Below are 17,420 nucleotides of genomic sequence, written 5' to 3' on the forward strand. Positions count from 1 at the left end.
ATGAAATTATTGCGTTCTACCCTTTTGTTGCTGTTGCTTTTGTGTACTTCAAATAACTTTGCTCAAATTATTCAAACCACTTTAGATCCAAATCAATTACCAAAATTGCCTTCTAACTGGACTAAGAAAAATCAATTAGGTTTTGACATTTCAGAAATTGCTTTTGTGAATTGGAGTGCCGGGGGAACAAGTTCTATTTCAGGATTATTTAAAGGTGAATTTGGAAGAACTTACGCCAAAGGAAATCATAAATGGGTGAACGAACTTATTGTAAAATACGGTTTAAATAAACAGGATGGTACCGAATTAAGAAAAACGGATGATGCACTTTTGATTAACTCCACTTATGGATTTAGAAAAGATACTATTTCGAATTGGTATTATTCAGCTAAATTTAATTTCAATACACAATTTTCAAACGGTTACAATTATCCAAACAGAGATATTGCCATTTCGAAACCTTTTGCACCAGCTTATATCTTTTTAGGAGCCGGAGCTGAGAATTCAAACAAAAAGAAAAACAGAACATTTTATTTCTCTCCAATTACTTTAAAAACCACTTTAGTACTAGATGACTATTTGGCCAATCAGGGATCTTTTGGTGTTAAAAAAGCAGTTTATGCACCAGATCCTCTTGATCCTACCGCTAAAATATTAATTGAAGAAGGGCAAAAAGTAAAAGCCGAATTTGGTATTTTATTTACCGGATATATGAAAAGCGAGATTTACAAAAATGTATTTTACGAAAACAGATTGAGTTTATATACTGATTATCTAAATAAATTCGGAAACGTCGATGTGGATTATGACACTCGTTTAGATCTTGTTGTTAATGCTTATGTTAAAGCAAATATTGGTTTGCATTTAGTATATGATGACGATATCAAAACTAAAAAGGATGTTGTCGATCCTACTACGGGAGCAACAACTCAGGTAAATGACGGTCCAAGAGCTCAGCTGAGACAAGTTTTAGGTGTTGGTTTAGTGTATGCTTTCCAATAATAAATCTACTTCTCTATTATTGAGAAAATAAAAAACATCCCATAAAATGACATTTTATGGGGTGTTTTTTATTTGATTAAACTAATATATCTTAATTGCTTTTTCTTCCGTTGATTGTTTCAAATAACTCCAGTGCATTTCCATCTGTTAGAAGCGAAACATAGTGACAAATATGAAGCAGACGCTCGTATAAATTTCCTTTGTCTAAATGATGTTTTTCTGGCAGCATTTTCAAAATCAATTTATCGTAGTTTGACGCTGTTCCGTCATATTTATTGTTGAAAGCTGTTATGAATTTATCCAGCAAAGTTTGAATAATTTGGTAACCTACAATTTCTTTTTCGATTACTTCGCGGCTTTGATATATTTTCTCAACACTTAAATTGATAATATCATTCATTTGCGCTTTGTATTTACTTTTATCAGTTAAAGCATAAGGAAATTCTCCAGCCAGAATTGCTTCTTCATTTTCAACAAAAACATCGACTGCGTCATTAATTAGGGCACCAATTGCCAAAGCACGCAAATAACTAATTCGGTCTTCCTTGGTTTCCAACAGTTTGTATTTTGCTACTCCAATATTATCTTTTACTAATTTAATCAGATATTCTAAGGCATAATCTTCTGAAACTAAACCTAAATTGATTCCATCTTCAAAATCGATAATGGTATAGCAAATATCATCTGCAGCTTCGACTAAATATGCTAACGGATGCCTTTCAAAACCAAGATCTCCATCAGATTTATTAGGAATCATTCCCATATCGTTGGCAACTTCTTCAAAAAATAATTTATCGGTTTGAAAGAAGCCGTATTTTTTGTCTGCTATATTGTTTGTTGGTTTCTTCGGAAGACTTTCTTTTGGATATTTCATGAAAGCACCTAAGGTCGCATATGAAATTCGGAGTCCGCCTTCAATTCCCGGACGGCTTGCAGTTAGAACTGAAAAACCATTCGCATTTCCTTCAAAATCAATTAAATCCTGCCATTGTTTTGCGGTCAGTTTATCTTTGTATTTCAATCCTTTTCCGATTGAAAAATACTCTCCAATTGCTTTTTCGCCAGAATGCCCAAAAGGCGGATTCCCGATATCATGAGCCAAAGAAGCCGCAGCAACAATAGCACCAAAATCGTTCATATGATAACCATGAATTTCTTTTAAATAAGGATATTTTTCGATAATTTTTTTGCCAACCAAACGACCTAAAGATCTTCCCACAACCGAAACTTCTAAACTGTGCGTTAATCTGGTATGTACAAAATCTATTTTTGAAAGTGGAATTACCTGAGTTTTATCCTGTAAAGATCTAAATGCGGCCGAAAAGATAATTCGGTCATAATCAACCTCAAAACCTAAACGCGTGTCGTCTTGTTCTACACGTAATCTTTTGCTCGTATCGCCTTGGCGTTTTAGTGATAAAAGTTGTTCCCAGTTCATTTTTCTATTTTAGATTTCTGATTTTAGATTTTAGATTGAAGCTCAAAAATACGTTTTATTTTAGGATAATATTGAATAAAAATAGGCCGCAGATTAATTTGATTTAAGTTTTATCTGCCACGAATTCACGAATTATTTTAAATAGAATGATTTATAAAAATTCGTGAATTCGTGGCGAAAATTAAACATTCAAAATATACAAATCATTATAATCTGTGTAATCTGTGGCAAAAAAATTTCACTAAAACTCCAATGCGGTACTATGTTTGATTTCTCCCATTACAAAAATACTATTTGTATTTCCGATGTTTTCAATCGTAGATAATTTATTCATGACAAAATCCTGATAACTAGCCATGTCTTTGACTAAAATTTTTAGCATGAAATCATAATCGCCTGCAATATTATAACATTCGATAATTTCAGGAAGTGCTACAATATCTTTCACAAAATTACTTCCCACATTTTTTGCATGCTCTTTTAAACGCACATTACAAAAAACAGTCATGCCACGATTCATTTTGTTTTTATCAAGCAAAGCAACATATTTCGTAATATATCCGTCTCTTTCTAATCTCTTAATACGCTCATAAACGGGCGTAACCGTCAGAAATAATTTACTGGCGAGGTCTTTTGTGTTGATATTTGAGTTTTCCTGAAGGTGTTTCAATATCAATAAATCGGTTTTATCCAGGTTTTCCATAGTAATTTTTACGGCTAAAGGTTCTTTAAAAAGAGTTTCACAGTAATATAATCTCCAAAAAAACAATTTAAAAAGACAATTTACTCAAATAAAGACCAAATATAAGTTTTAAAATCTAATACAATAAATTTGTTCAGTAAAAAATACTGAATCAAAAATGAAAACAAATAATTTAGGTTACCCAAGAATTGGCAGCAATAGAGAATTAAAAAAAGCTTCTGAATTATACTGGGCAGGAAAAATTCCTGTAGAAGAATTAATCGAAACCGGAAAAGATATTCGCCGCAGAAACTGGCATTTACAATCAGAAGCCGGAGTTGATTTGATTCCGTCTAATGATTTCTCTTTTTACGATCAGGTTCTGGATTTAACGTTAACTGTAGGCGCAATTCCGCAACGTTATCAGGAATTTGCCAAAACTAATTCGGCTATCGATTTGTATTTTGCCATGGCAAGAGGAGCGCAAAAAGACGGTCAGGATGTTGTAGCAATGGAAATGACAAAATGGTTCGATACCAACTATCATTACATTGTTCCTGAATTCACTAAGAACCAAAAATTCGAATTGTTTTCTGAAAAAATAATAACTGAGTTCAAGGAGGCAAATGCTTTAAAAATTGCCACAAAACCAGTTTTAATTGGACCAATTTCTTATTTACTTTTAGGAAAAGAAAAAGAAGAAGGTTTTCACCGAATTGATCTTATCGATAAATTACTTCCTGTTTACTTCGAAATTTTTGAAAAGTTACAAGCAGAAAATGTGGAATACATTCAATTGGACGAACCGTTTTTAGCTTTGAATTTAACGGATAAAGAAAGAAAAACTTTTACCGAAGTTTATAATGAAATCAACATTCGTTTTCCGAAAATTAAAATCATTTTAGCTAATTATTTTGACTGTTTTGGAGAAAATCTTGCAACAGCTTTGGCTTTGCCTGTCGACACTTTCCATTTAGATTTAGTGCGTTGCCCCCTTCAATTAAATGATATTTTAGAGTCAGGAAAATTAAATCCGAATGTAAATCTTTCTTTGGGAGTTGTTGACGGAAGAAATATCTGGAAAAATGATTTCAAAAAATCATTAGAATTGATCCAAAAAGCAACTGATGCTTTGGGAGAAAACAGAATTTTAGTAGCACCATCTTGTTCGCTAATTCATAGTCCTTGCGATTTAGATTTAGAGACAAATGACGAAACGCTTACGCCGGAAATTAAACAATGGCTGGCTTTTGCTAAACAAAAAATCAACGAAATTGTTATTTTAAAACAATTGGCTTCTAATGAAATCGATGTTAAAAATTCAGTTGATTTTGAAAAAAATGTAATTGCAAATAACAATCGTAAAACTTCAAAATTAATTCATAATGATGAAGTTAAAGCGCGTGTTGCCGGAATTACATCTTCTGATGATAAACGTAAAAGTACTTTTGCAACCAGAAGAAAAAGTCAGATTGATGCTTTAGATTTGCCTTTATTTCCAACAACTACAATTGGATCTTTCCCTCAAACCGCTGAAGTAAGAAGCTGGAGAGCGAAATTCAAAAAAGGAGAATTAACTACAGAACAATACAATGATTTAATTGAAAAAGAAACCGAAGCTACGATTCGTTTTCAGGAAGAAACCGGAATTGATGTTTTGGTTCACGGAGAATTTGAGCGTAATGATATGGTTGAGTATTTCGGCGAACAATTATCCGGATTTACTTTCACGAAAAATGGCTGGGTTCAAAGTTACGGAAGCCGTTGCGTGAAACCTCCGGTTATTTATGGCGACGTTTCAAGACCAGCTCCAATGACGGTAAAATGGTCGAAATATGCACAATCTTTGACTTCAAAATGGGTAAAAGGAATGTTGACCGGACCGGTAACTATTTTGCAATGGTCATTTGTTCGTAATGATCAGCCTCGTTCTGAAACTTGCACGCAAATCGCTTTGGCCATTCGCGATGAAGTTGTTGACCTGGAAAAAGCCGGAATCAAAATTATTCAAATTGATGAGCCTGCGATTCGCGAAGGTTTACCATTGAGAAAGGAAGAATGGGCAAACTATTTAGACTGGGCTGTAAAAGCGTTTCGTATTTCTGCATCTGGTGTTAATGATGATACGCAAATTCACACGCATATGTGTTACAGCGAATTCAACGATATTATTCAAAATATTGCTGATATGGATGCGGATGTAATTACGATTGAATGTTCGCGTTCGCAAATGGAACTTTTAGATGCTTTTGCCAACTTTAAATATCCAAACGAGATTGGACCCGGGGTTTATGATATTCACTCGCCACGTGTGCCTTCAAGTGCAGAAATGGTTCGTTTATTAGAAAAAGCTTCGGCTGTTATTCCAGTTGATCAATTATGGGTAAATCCGGATTGTGGTTTAAAAACACGTCATTGGGATGAGACTAAAAAAGCTTTGATCGAAATGGTTGCTGCTGCTCAGGAAATGAGAGCTGCCGTTGAAAACGGCGCAACTGTATAATTTCATTTGAATATATTTTTGTTTTTTAGTGCCAACAAGTGGAATCGAAAATTCTTGTAGTTATGATTTAGTTTCGATTTCACTTTAGTTGGCACTTGTTTTTTTGAAAATATTGTAGAATTAAAAATGGAATTCTTTTGAAAACAAAAATGTCTTGCTTAGCCCCGATAGAAGCGGCATCCTTTTTCTTGCTCCTTTAGCAAGAAAAAGATATAGCGGATAGCGGGACGAAACGTGTTAGGAAACGAAAACTTCTGCTTCATAAAATTTAAAACTACATGTCATTATTTTTAAACAAAAAAAAACACCCCAAAATTGGAGTGTCTTTTTTGAAATTGAAATATATTCTAAAATTAGAAATTCTTTGAAATCCCTACAGAAAATTGTTTTCCGAAAGAAAAGTTGAAATTTTTAACGTTGTCTCCGTTTCCATCATTTCCATCATAATTTAAAGTATTATACCCCAAACCTCCAACATTAAAGTTCAAACCAAATCCTTTACCAACATTAACTAAAATTGCTGGTGTAACACCAATATAGAATCCGTCTCCTTCATTTATTACATTCATTGGCCCCACATCTTGTGTTACTTTTCTGCTCTGGTATCCTACACCTAAATCAGCATAAGCAGAAAATGTTTGGTTTAATGGTTTAGAATAACGTAAAAAACCTCCTAAAGAGAAATTGTTTGTTTTGTACTCTGTGTTATTACCATTTTCTTGTTTTGAAGTACCAACTCCAGCCTCGATACCTGCAGTCCAATTTTCGTGAAATTGGTAACCAACTTTAGGTGAAAAAGCAAAAGTACTGTATTTATTTTCTGAACCAGAATTAGATACGTTTTGAGAATTGTACTCAATACTTCCCATAACTAAAATAGAACCTTTTTTTTGAGCATTTGCAAAACTAACAATAGCTAATGCAACAACAACTAACATTTTTTTCATGTGTGATATTTGTTAAAATTTAATACTCCTTTAACAATAAAGATGCCACAAATCTTACTTCTTTCATTTTTAATTCAATTCTTTGAAAGACAAAATTTAGTAATCAAAACTATTTCTGTTTACTTTTGTAGCAAATAAAAAGTGATGTCGATAGAAGTAAACAACATATCAAAAAGTTACGGAACTCAAAAAGCCTTAAACGAAATTTCATTCTCCATTCAAAAAGGAGAAATTGTTGGATTTCTTGGTCCAAACGGAGCGGGAAAATCTACTTTAATGAAAATTTTGACGACTTATTTATTGGCCGATGAAGGCTCAGCCCTTGTAAACAGTCACGATGTCATGACGGATGCTAAAGCCGTTCAGCGTTCAATTGGTTATTTACCGGAGCACAATCCGTTGTATTTGGATTTGTATGTTCGTGAGTATTTGGCTTTTAATGCCGATGTATATAAAGTCCCAAAATCAAGAATCGAGGAAGTTATTCAGCTGACAGGACTGTCATCAGAAAGTCATAAAAAAATAGGACAATTGTCTAAAGGATATCGCCAGCGTGTGGGACTTGCCAACGCATTATTGCACAATCCTGATGTTTTGATTTTGGATGAACCAACTACCGGACTGGATCCGAATCAGTTAATGGAAATTCGAAATGTAATTAAAAATGTTGGAAAAGATAAAACAGTCTTTTTATCCACACACATTATGCAGGAAGTAGAAGCTATTTGTGATCGTGTCATTATTATTGACAAAGGACAAATCGTTGCCGATAAAAAATTAGATCATCTGGTTTCTGAAGATAAGGAACAAGTTATAGAAGTAGAATTTGATTATCAGGTTGAAGAACAGCTTTTAGCAAAGCTCCCAAATATTACTTCATACAAAAACACCCATGATATGACCTGGGAATTAACTTTTGTAGCTGATAAAGATATGCGTCCGGCGATTTTTGATTTCGCCAATGAAAATGGTTTAAAAACGCTACAATTGAATCAGAAAAATAAAAACTTAGAAGCTGTTTTTAGAGAAATTACTAAGTAGTTTTCAGTCGCAGTTTTCAGTTTACATATAAAAGCTCGTTTAAAGTATTAAACGAGCTTTTTTCTATTTCATTAAATTCTTCAAATAAATTGTAAATAATAGTGAAAGAAATATAGCTGAAAGTCGCAACAGATTTTTAAGAAAAAAACCATTGACATGTACTGATTGCAAGGTAGATTTTGTCTTAAAGAAAAAATCATTCAACTTTTTTGAATCCAGCAAAATCAAATATAAAACACCAACTGTTACTAATATTGACTGCAATAAGGCACCGGCATTCATATGATAAAAAATATTTATCAAGGTTAAATTCAACAGAAAGGAGAACAATATGATTGCTCCAAACAATACTGTTCTTCTAAACAATAATAAATAACCTCCAACAATCTGAATCAAGGCTATTACAATTCCGAAAGTATGCGAGTATCCAAAATAAAACCAGGTTAGCCATTCGCCTGATTGCTGATTCATGGGCATATTTGAGATTTCGGCCGGAACAATAAATTGAAGTCCGTAGAACTTTTTCCAACCAAAACTGGCTATATTAAAAGCGATGCAATACCGAATTCCGCTATATAAAATGGCATAGACTTTAGTAGAATTTATTTTTTGTTTTTGTTCCAAAAAATGCCAAACAAATGGAAATAAAATTGAAAGCAGTAATGAAACTCCAACTCCAGAAAAAACTAAAACAGGTGGCAACCAGGGAATATTTCCTCCATTTCCCAGTAACAAAAGTAAAGCTGCTATTTCAAGGCCAAGAATTAAAGAAGCGCTGATTTTTTTTAAAATTGAATTTGAAATTTCTAAAGATTGTTCTAACATGGTTTTTTATTTTTGAGTTAATATCCAGCAAATTTGAATATTAATCAAAAATCAAATGTTCCGATGTACCCTTTCGAACGGATTTTAAACTTCTTTTTTAATCAGGAAATATGAGATTTTACAAATTCTGTTGGAGACATACCAACATATTTTTTGAATGTCGTATTAAAAGTTGTTTTCGAATTAAAACCCGATTCATAAGCAATTCCTAATATGTTTAATTGATTGTATTTTTCAGACAACAATAACATTTTTGCTTCTTTGACACGATGTTTATTTATAAAATTATAGAAATTCTCTTTATACAATTCATTAATTAAAAATGAAGTTTCATTGCAGCTTGCTTCAATCTTTTTGGATAATTTAGGCAAACTTAAATCACTTTCCAGATAGATTTTTTCTACGTCAATAAGTATTCTAAGTTTTTCATTCAATACATTCAATCGGCTTTCAGGAACTCTTTTTGGATTGTCTTTTTTATATACATTAATTGCTGACAATTCATTTAAGATACTTTTATCGAAATCAAAAATTTCTCTTTGTTGCAACGAAAAATAAGCCAGAAAAAAAATACTTGATAAATAAAGCAGAGGGGTAAAATTCTTCAAATTTTCCAATTGAAAAAAAATCAAATTAAACCAGACTAATACAATTACCAGTAAAATCAATAAAAAATATTTAAGCCATACAAGATCAATATTTTCAGTAGCTGCTGAAAACTGACGTATATTTTTTAAATGTTTTTGAAGTATTATAAATGAAAAACTCCAATAAATTATTGTCTGAAGTGGTAAAGCTGTCTGCAAAATAAAAAATAAAATCCTTCTTGCTTCATCATTAAATTCGATGTTTTTTCCGGTAACAAAAAATGGAATTCTAAAAATTAAAAAAAATAAGAAAGGCAAAAAATGTAGTAAATACTTCAATTTAAATGTTTTTCTAATTGAAGTAAAATACAGGACACTAATATAAAGTAGAGGGGCAGTCAAAAATCTTGATAAGCCAATCATTTCAAACAGATAAGGGTGTTGCAAATGAAAATTTTTATAAAAAAGCGGAATTTCAATCAATGCTAAACCCACTGTTATAATAAACAATCCCAGAAATCTATTTGCTGCTCCATTTACTCTACGAGGATGAACAATGAGTAAAAAACCCAATAGGAATGCTGCACCACCTGTAATACCCATTATTATTGGAAAATCTATCATTTCAAATAATATTTTAGTTTTTTATCAATTGTAATTTTAGCATTACTTCGTTTTCAACCTGTTATATTTTTTTTCGTAAATTATGTTTGTTTTTATTTAGACTTAATACAAATAATATTATATTTGCCATGTGAATTAAAATATACGCACAATGACGAATATAATTGTTCTCATAATTTCAATATTAATTTATAATGCAAGTCAATTTTTGAATTGTCCTTAATTATAAAAAACTTAAATCAGAATATTTTTTTTTGTTTTTAAATCCTTGTTTTTTTGTTTTTTTGATGTTAGTAAAGAGCCTGTCTGTTCAACAGGCTCTTTTTCATTAAATCTCTAAATCTAAAATCGCACTTTTCATTTCTTCAATTACGATTTTAATATCTTCTTCTGTGGTACGCCAGTTAACAAATGAAGCTCTTATTCCTTTACGATTTTGATAAACTGTTGGAGTCATAAATACTTTTCCTTTGTCATTTAAAAGCGTCAAAAACTCGCTTACTTTTTCCTGATTGTGATTTCCTTTCAAAGTAAAACAAACATTATTTAAACGAATTGGAGCCAGTAATTCAAAATTACCTTCTTCAATAAGTTCATTAGCAAATTGAAGCGCCATTGAAGTACTGTTTTCAACGATATCCTGAAAACCTTCTTTTCCATACGCCAATAAAGAGAACCAAACTGGTAGCGCTCTTAAACGTCTTGAATTTTCCGGTAACACGTTTAAATAATTAAAATTTTCTAACGGATTTCCTAAATAAGGTGCATTCGAATTTTGAAAGGTTTCTATTTGCAAACTTGCATGTTCTTTTTTAATCAAATAAAAAGCACTTTCATAAGGTACATTCAACCATTTATGACAATCGATGGTAATACTGTCCGCTCCCTCCCAACCTTCAACAAAATGTTTGTATTTATCCGAAACCGCAGCAAAACCTCCAAAAGCAGCATCAATATGCCACCAGAAATTGTATTTTTCTTTTAGCTTTGAAATGGCTTCAAAATCATCAAAATCTGCTGTATTTACAGTTCCTGCACTTGAAATTAAAATAAAAGGCTTTCCGTTTAAGTTTTGAATATTCTTTTCCAAATCGGCAATATCAATAGCTTCACGATTGCCTTCTATTGTTTTTAATGTGGTGTAATTATTACTTCCAATCCCTAACATCGCCAATGATTTGATTGAAGAAGAATGTGGAGTTGCTGTTAAAATATTAATTGTTTCTGAAATTCCGTTTTTAGCAAAATCTTTCCCAAATTGTTTTCCAAACCATTGTCTGGCAACTCCTAAACAGGTGAAATTTGACATTGTTGCTCCAGTTACAAATCCGCCTAAGAAAGTATCCGGTAATTCTAATAATTGCAACAATAAGTTAATAGTTTCAAATTCAATCAAAGCTGAAACTCCACCCTGAGCTTTTACCGCCTGAGTATTTTGATCGTAAACCGAAGCTAACCAATCGCCAACAATGGAAGCCGGAGTTGATCCTCCGGTTACAAAACCCCAATATCTTGGACCAGACGAACTAACCATTAAAGGTGCTAATCTTTCATTAAATTCTTCTAATGCGGCCAATGATCCTAATCCTAATTCGTTTAGCTCTCTGGTGGGATCAATTGAATTTTTAGTAGAAGTTGGAACATTTTCAAGATTGTTTAGAAAATCTATTCCTTGCTGTTTTGTTTTCTCTAAAATATTTGAAAGATCATTTAGATCGTTCTGTAATACTGTATTCATTATATAGTAATTTGAATAGTTGTAAATTTATTTTACCATTTGGTTTTTTCAGAAAACCGCGCTACCATCATTGAGCAAATTACATCGCCATTTGCATTTAGTAAAGTCGCAATTGGGTCAACCAGAGTTCCTAAAATCATAGCAACCGGAAGTGCTTGTTCCATCGGGAAACCATAAACGGTAATAGCTAAAATTTCACCTATATAACCACCGTTGGGGATTCCGCCTTCAACAATCGAAACTATTACTGTAATTCCTAAAGCTAAAAGAATCGTCATGGGATCTGTAAAATCCTTCCCAAACATGGCGAATAAAAAAGTTATTTTTAAGATAGATGACATACTGGAGCCATCTTTATGCAAAGGCGCACCAAGCGGAATTACCAAATTACGAACATGTGCCGGAATTCCCATTTTTTGTGCAGCTTCCAGATTTGCCGGAATAGTTGCAATACTGCTGCAAGTTCCCACTGCTGTTAATGATGGCGTAATATTATTACTCCAAAAAACTTTAAAAGCTCTTTTTCCACCAGCTACAAGTGCGTATAAACTAAAAAACACAAAGAAATAAAAGATACAGGCAGCATAATATACTGCCATAGGTTTTGCATAAACGCCAAACAACTGGGGTCCGAAAATACCAACCTGGTACGCAAAATAAGCACCCAGACCAATTGGAGCAAACTTCATTATGATATTCAAAAGTTGCTTCATAACCTCGTTTCCAGAATCTAGAAAACTTTTAAAAGCATTTCCTTTTTCTCCAGACTGCAAAGTTGCGAAACCAATTAAAAAAGAAAAAATAATCAACGCTAGCATACTTTTTCTCGAGAGTAGTTCGAAGAAATCATTTGCAGTAAGCAATTTTACGATTTGATCTCCAACCGATTCTGATTGAATATTTTCAAACGGAACTTTTGTAATGGCTATATCCTGATGAATTGGAAAAACATAAACGGCCAAAATCATGACAATTGCAGAAATCAGAATCGTGGCCAAAAAAACAACAATCATGATAATGAATAGCTTTCCTAATTTTTCTGTTCGTTCTAAATTAGCAATGGAAGAAGCAATTGTGAAAAATATAAGTGGAATAATTGCCGTAAAAAGTAAGTTTAGAAAAATATCGCCGAGCGGTTTGATAACCAAGACATCTTTACCAAAAAATAATCCTAAAATACTACCAAGTATAATTCCGCCAAGAAGTAATAAGATACTGCTATAGCTTTGCAGAAAATTGATTTTTTTAACCTCCATATTATAAAAAGTATTAGGATTTGCCGAAATGGAAACTTGAAATAAAAATCAATTAAATTACTCAAAAAAAGGGTTCAAAAACTATTTTTCTAAAACAATAGTAGTAAAATCCCGATCGACCAATTCGCCTGTTCTGGTTTTTACCTTTTCAGTTAAAGTCTCTCTGTACAAGATTTTAAACAGTGTTTTTTGAACTAATTGTTCTACTTTTTCAGTGCTGTAAAGTTGAAATTCGAATTTGGTAAAAGGAAGCTGTTTCATGAAACTTTCTTCTGCAAAAGTGATACAGAAAACTCCGCTTGGTTTTAAAACCCTGTATATTTCTGAAAGTAATTTTTCAGGCTCCTGCCAAAAATAAATGGTGTTTACAGTGAATATTTTATCGAAAGATTCGTCTTCAAACGGAATTATATCTCCGTCATAAAGTGAAAAGAAAGCTTGTTTTTGAGAGACAAAATTTCTGTTGATCTTGCGTGCTTCCTGAAACATTAATTCAGACATTTCGAGTCCGTAATATTTCAGATTCTCAGCCTGTTCGAATATAAATTCAACATGTCCTGCATTTCCGTGACCTAATTCTAAAATAGAATTTCCAGCTTTTACATTTAGATTTTGTATAGAATGGCGCGTCATATTGATGTTGGTTTCATGCATCATGTTGGCCATTTCTATTCCTTTTTCTCCTGTTGGATGTTTTAGCTGAGAGGCGATTGCTTGTAATTCTTCTTTTTCCATAATGCTTAAAATTAAATTCCAAATTAAAAAAAAATCCAAATTCCAAGCTTTCATTTCATTCCGAGGAATGACAACTGTACTGGAACAACTTTGTCAAAGTTTAAAACTTTGACAAAGTTCAGTGTTTATCTTTAAAAAATCTGACTCGCAATCTGGCGAATATTCTCCGATTTTCCCATTGAATAATAATGTAAAACCGGAACTCCGGCTGCTTTTAATTCTAATGATTGCTGAATCGCCCACTCGATTCCGACTTGTTTGATTTCAGCGTTATTTTTGCATTTATCTACAGCATCAATTAAATCTTCAGGTAAATCGATTCTAAAAATTTGTGGTAAAATCTGTAAATGTCTTTGAACGGCGATTGGCTTAATTCCGGGAATAATCGGAATTGTGATACCCATTTCTCTGGCTTTCGCTACAAAATTAAAATATTTAGAATTGTCGAAAAACATTTGTGTTACCACATAATCTGCTCCGGCGTCTACTTTTTCTTTTAATCTTTTTAAATCTGATTGCAAAGAGGGTGATTCTAAATGTTTCTCCGGATATCCGGCAACACCAATACAAAAATCAGCTTTGTTATCGGCATCCATCACTTCGTGAAGGTATTTTCCACAGTTTAAATTATTGATCTGTTTTACCAAATCGATAGCAAAATGATTTCCGCCCGCTTTTGGTACAAAAGATTGCTCGTCTTTCATAGCATCACCACGAAGTGCCATTACATTATTGATGCCTAAATATTGACAATCAACCAACATATATTCAGTTTCTTCCTGTGTAAAGCCGCCACAAAGTAAATGCGGTACAGTATCAACGTTGTATTTATGTTTTATAGAAGCGCAAATTCCAAGCGTTCCCGGACGCATACGAGTCAACTTTTTATCCAAAAGTCCGTTGCCTTTATCAATATAGATATACTCTTCGCGCGAAGTCGTTACATCAATAAACGGCGGTTTAAACTCCATCAACGGATCAATATTGTCGTATAATTCCTGAATGCTTTTCCCCTTTTGAGGTGGAATCAATTCAAATGAGAATAATGTATTTCCTTTGGCGTTTTCTATATGTTCTGTTACTTTCATTCTTTTAATTATGAGTTATGAATTATGAATTTTGAGTTTTGGTTTGTGAAAAAAAATCTGAATCAAAAAACGTAAATCAATCTTTTAGTATAAAGTCTGAATGTCCAAAGTCGAAAGTCACATTCTTTGGGACTTTATGACTTTTGACTTTAAGACTATTTTTAATCTGCTATATTAGGGTTTAACCATTTCATTGCGTATTCAGTTGAGACATTACGTCTTTTAGCGTAATCTACTACCTGATCTTCTTTTATTTTTCCGAGTCCGAAGTATCTGCTTTTCGGATTTCCAAAATAATATCCTGAAACCGATGACGCCGGCCACATTGCCATGCTTTCTGTCAAGGTCACTCCAATTTCTTCAGCTACATTCAAAAGCTTCCAGATTGTTGGTTTTTCCAAGTGATCTGGACAAGCTGGATATCCTGGCGCTGGTCGAATTCCTTTATAATTTTCTTTAATCAATTCTTCGTTGGTTAAAGCTTCTTCTGAATCGTAACCCCAGAAATCTTTACGCACTTTTTCGTGAAGGTACTCGGCGAAAGCCTCAGCAAAACGATCGGCAAGCGCTTTTACCATAATCGAATTGTAATCGTCTAAATTCTTTTCAAATTCTGCTGCCCATTCGTCTACACCAAAACCGGTTGTAACACAAAAAGCTCCCATATAATCTTCTATTCCGCTTTCTTTTGGCAGAATAAAATCGGCCAAAGCGATGTTTGGTGCACCTTTTGTTTTTTGCGACTGCTGACGAAGCGTTAAGAATTTCTCCAACACTTTTCCGTTTTCATCACGCAATTCGATATCGTCGTCATCAACCTGATTTGCAGGGAAAATTCCGTAAATACCTTTTGCTTTTAGTTTTTTCTCCTCTAAAATTACTTTCAGCATCGCCTGAGCATCTACAAAAACCGAAGTTGCTTCTTTACCCACAACTTCATCTGTTAAAATCGCTGGATATTTTCCGTGCAATTCCCACGTTTGAAAAAATGGTGTCCAGTCGATATACGGAACCAAAACATCTAAGTCAACTTCAACAATTTGTTTGCCAATTACTTTTGGTTTAGTCGGCGTATATTCAGACCAATCTAATGGTAATTTATTTTTACGGGCATCTTCAATACTTAAGAAATTTTTATCTCGCGAACGATTTAAAAATGTTTCTCTAAATGCATCGTATTCTGCACGAATATCGCTTGCATATATTTTTCGGTTATGATCCAACAAGTTTCCTGCAACAGTAACAGCTCTCGAAGCGTCGTTTACGTGAATTACAGTTTCTCTGTATTGAGGTGCAATTTTCACGGCGGTATGCGCACGCGAAGTCGTTGCTCCACCAATCATAATCGGGATTTTAATTCCTTGTTTGTCTAATTCTTTAGCCAGATACACCATTTCGTCAAGCGAAGGCGTAATCAATCCGCTTAAACCAATAATGTCAACATTATGTTCAATAGCCGCAGCAATAATTTTTTCCGGAGGCACCATAACACCAAGATCTACAATCTCGTAATTGTTACAAGCCAAAACTACTGAAACAATATTTTTACCAATATCATGAACGTCGCCTTTTACAGTCGCCATCAGGATTTTTCCATTTCCTTGTTTGTCTCCGGCTTGTTTGCTGGCTTCAATATAAGGTAACAAATAAGCAACGGCTTTTTTCATAACACGAGCCGATTTTACTACCTGAGGCAAGAACATTTTTCCGCTTCCAAATAAATCTCCAACCACATTCATTCCCGTCATCAAATTGATTTCGATAACTTCGATTGGTTTTGTAGCAGCCAAACGCGCTTCTTCCACATCTTCTTCAATGAAAGCGTCAACTCCTTTTACCAATGAATGTGTAATACGTTCCTGAACTGTTCCTAAACGCCATTCCTGAATCGCTTTTTCATCTGATTTTACTTCGCCTTTTACGTTTTCAGCAAAATCTAAAAGTCGTTCTGTCGCGTCGTCGCGTCTATCTAAAATTACGTCTTCAACGTGCTCTAATAAGTCTTTTGGAATATCATCGTAAATCGAAAGCATCTCCGGATTTACAATTCCCATCGTCATTCCGTTCTTGATCGCGTGGTATAAAAACACCGAGTGCATCGCTTCACGAACCGTGTCATTTCCTCTAAAAGAAAACGAAACGTTACTCACACCACCACTAATATGTGCGTGCGGCAGGTTTTCGCGAACCCATTTTGTTCCTCTAAAAAAGTCCAAAGCATTTAAGCGATGTTCTTCCATTCCGGTTGCAACTGGGAAAATATTCAAATCGAAAATAATATCCTGCGGAGGAAAACCAACTTTGTTAACCAAAATATCATACGAACGCTGACAGATTTCGACTCTTCGGTCAAAATTATCCGCCTGACCAACTTCGTCAAAAGCCATGATGATAGCCGCCGCTCCGTAACGTTTGATCAATTTGGCATGATGAATAAAGGCTTCTTCGCCTTCTTTCAACGAAATCGAGTTTACAACACTTTTTCCTTGTACGACTTTAAGACCCGCTTCGATGATTTCCCATTTCGAGCTGTCGATCATAATCGGCACTCTCGAAATATCGGGTTCTGATGCAATTAAATTCAGGAATTTTGTCATTGCCTGAACACCATCAAGCATTCCTTCATCCATATTAATATCGATGATCTGTGCTCCACCTTCTACTTGTTGTCTTGCAATATCAAGCGCCTCGTCATATTTCTCTTCCTTGATTAAGCGAAGGAATTTTCGTGAACCGGTTACATTCGTACGTTCCCCAACGTTTACAAAAACACTTTCGGGCGTAATAATCAACGGTTCTAATCCTGCTAATACAAGGTCTCTTCTTTTTTCTGCCATTTTTTTTAAGTTACTAAGATCCTGAGATTCTAAGGTTCTGAGTTTTTTTATTCTTTGTTTTATTTTCCTGCGAGGTTTTCGAAACCTTGTAGGTATATTCGTTTTTTTAAATAATCT

At 33.7% G+C, this 17,420-nt stretch carries 13 protein-coding genes; 3 read left to right on the forward strand and 10 right to left on the reverse strand.

All coding sequences use genetic code 11. The features are described 5' to 3' along the window. Entirely contained in the window at positions 1 to 1,002 is a 1,002-nt protein-coding gene (locus AC1RRN_RS11330) for a DUF3078 domain-containing protein (RefSeq protein WP_492967406.1), read from the forward strand. 91 nt (positions 1,003 to 1,093) lie between these two features. Here the strand turns inward: AC1RRN_RS11330 and AC1RRN_RS11335 are convergent, their stop codons facing one another. Both AC1RRN_RS11335 and AC1RRN_RS11340 read right to left on the reverse strand, forming a co-directional pair. Further along, the gene (locus AC1RRN_RS11335) at positions 1,094 to 2,440 is read right to left on the reverse strand and encodes a deoxyguanosinetriphosphate triphosphohydrolase (protein WP_492967407.1); all 1,347 of its coding nucleotides are present in this window, start codon (positions 2,438 to 2,440) and stop codon (positions 1,094 to 1,096) included. Between the two features lie 241 nt (positions 2,441 to 2,681). Continuing rightward, positions 2,682 to 3,143 carry an Lrp/AsnC family transcriptional regulator gene (locus AC1RRN_RS11340; RefSeq protein WP_056190279.1) on the reverse strand — a complete coding sequence of 154 codons (462 nt, stop codon included), beginning with the start codon at positions 3,141 to 3,143 and terminating at the stop codon, positions 2,682 to 2,684. Between the two features lie 157 nt (positions 3,144 to 3,300). Here AC1RRN_RS11340 and metE point away from each other — a divergent pair, with 157 nt between their 5' ends. Next, positions 3,301 to 5,625, forward strand: a complete 2,325-nt coding sequence (metE, locus tag AC1RRN_RS11345) for a 5-methyltetrahydropteroyltriglutamate--homocysteine S-methyltransferase (protein WP_492967408.1) — start codon at positions 3,301 to 3,303, stop codon at positions 5,623 to 5,625. Positions 5,626 to 5,978: 353 nt separating this feature from the next. Here the strand turns inward: metE and AC1RRN_RS11350 are convergent, their stop codons facing one another. Continuing rightward, on the reverse strand, positions 5,979 to 6,572 hold the full coding sequence (locus tag AC1RRN_RS11350; RefSeq protein ID WP_492967409.1) for an outer membrane beta-barrel protein: 594 nt from the start codon (positions 6,570 to 6,572) through the stop codon (positions 5,979 to 5,981). A gap of 144 nt (positions 6,573 to 6,716) precedes the next feature. On the opposite strand from AC1RRN_RS11350, the gene gldA reads away from it, so the two are divergent. Beyond that, the gene (gldA, locus tag AC1RRN_RS11355) at positions 6,717 to 7,613 is read left to right on the forward strand and encodes a gliding motility-associated ABC transporter ATP-binding subunit GldA (protein ID WP_492967410.1); all 897 of its coding nucleotides are present in this window, start codon (positions 6,717 to 6,719) and stop codon (positions 7,611 to 7,613) included. Between the two features lie 63 nt (positions 7,614 to 7,676). On the opposite strand, the gene AC1RRN_RS11360 is transcribed toward gldA, so the two are convergent. The 7 genes from AC1RRN_RS11360 to metH form a co-directional block, all read right to left on the reverse strand. Beyond that, positions 7,677 to 8,438 carry a hypothetical protein gene (locus AC1RRN_RS11360; RefSeq protein ID WP_492967411.1) on the reverse strand — a complete coding sequence of 254 codons (762 nt, stop codon included), beginning with the start codon at positions 8,436 to 8,438 and terminating at the stop codon, positions 7,677 to 7,679. A 101-nt stretch (positions 8,439 to 8,539) separates the two neighbouring features. After that, positions 8,540 to 9,649 carry a helix-turn-helix domain-containing protein gene (locus AC1RRN_RS11365; RefSeq protein ID WP_492967412.1) on the reverse strand — a complete coding sequence of 370 codons (1,110 nt, stop codon included), beginning with the start codon at positions 9,647 to 9,649 and terminating at the stop codon, positions 8,540 to 8,542. Positions 9,650 to 9,977: 328 nt separating this feature from the next. Beyond that, entirely contained in the window at positions 9,978 to 11,387 is a 1,410-nt protein-coding gene (locus AC1RRN_RS11370; RefSeq protein WP_492967413.1) for a pyridoxal phosphate-dependent decarboxylase family protein, read from the reverse strand. A 32-nt stretch (positions 11,388 to 11,419) separates the two neighbouring features. Further along, positions 11,420 to 12,643 carry a dicarboxylate/amino acid:cation symporter gene (locus AC1RRN_RS11375; RefSeq protein ID WP_492967414.1) on the reverse strand — a complete coding sequence of 408 codons (1,224 nt, stop codon included), beginning with the start codon at positions 12,641 to 12,643 and terminating at the stop codon, positions 11,420 to 11,422. 81 nt (positions 12,644 to 12,724) lie between these two features. Continuing rightward, on the reverse strand, positions 12,725 to 13,378 hold the full coding sequence (locus AC1RRN_RS11380; RefSeq protein ID WP_492967415.1) for a class I SAM-dependent methyltransferase: 654 nt from the start codon (positions 13,376 to 13,378) through the stop codon (positions 12,725 to 12,727). A gap of 131 nt (positions 13,379 to 13,509) precedes the next feature. After that, positions 13,510 to 14,466: a methylenetetrahydrofolate reductase [NAD(P)H] gene (gene metF / locus AC1RRN_RS11385; protein WP_492967416.1), complete on the reverse strand. Its 957-nt coding sequence runs from the start codon at positions 14,464 to 14,466 to the stop codon at positions 13,510 to 13,512. Between the two features lie 161 nt (positions 14,467 to 14,627). After that, entirely contained in the window at positions 14,628 to 17,303 is a 2,676-nt protein-coding gene (gene metH, locus AC1RRN_RS11390) for a methionine synthase (protein WP_492967417.1), read from the reverse strand. Positions 17,304 to 17,420 lie beyond the last annotated feature (117 nt).

The sequence above is a fragment of the Flavobacterium sp. GW821-FHT11G01 genome (assembly GCF_058808175.1).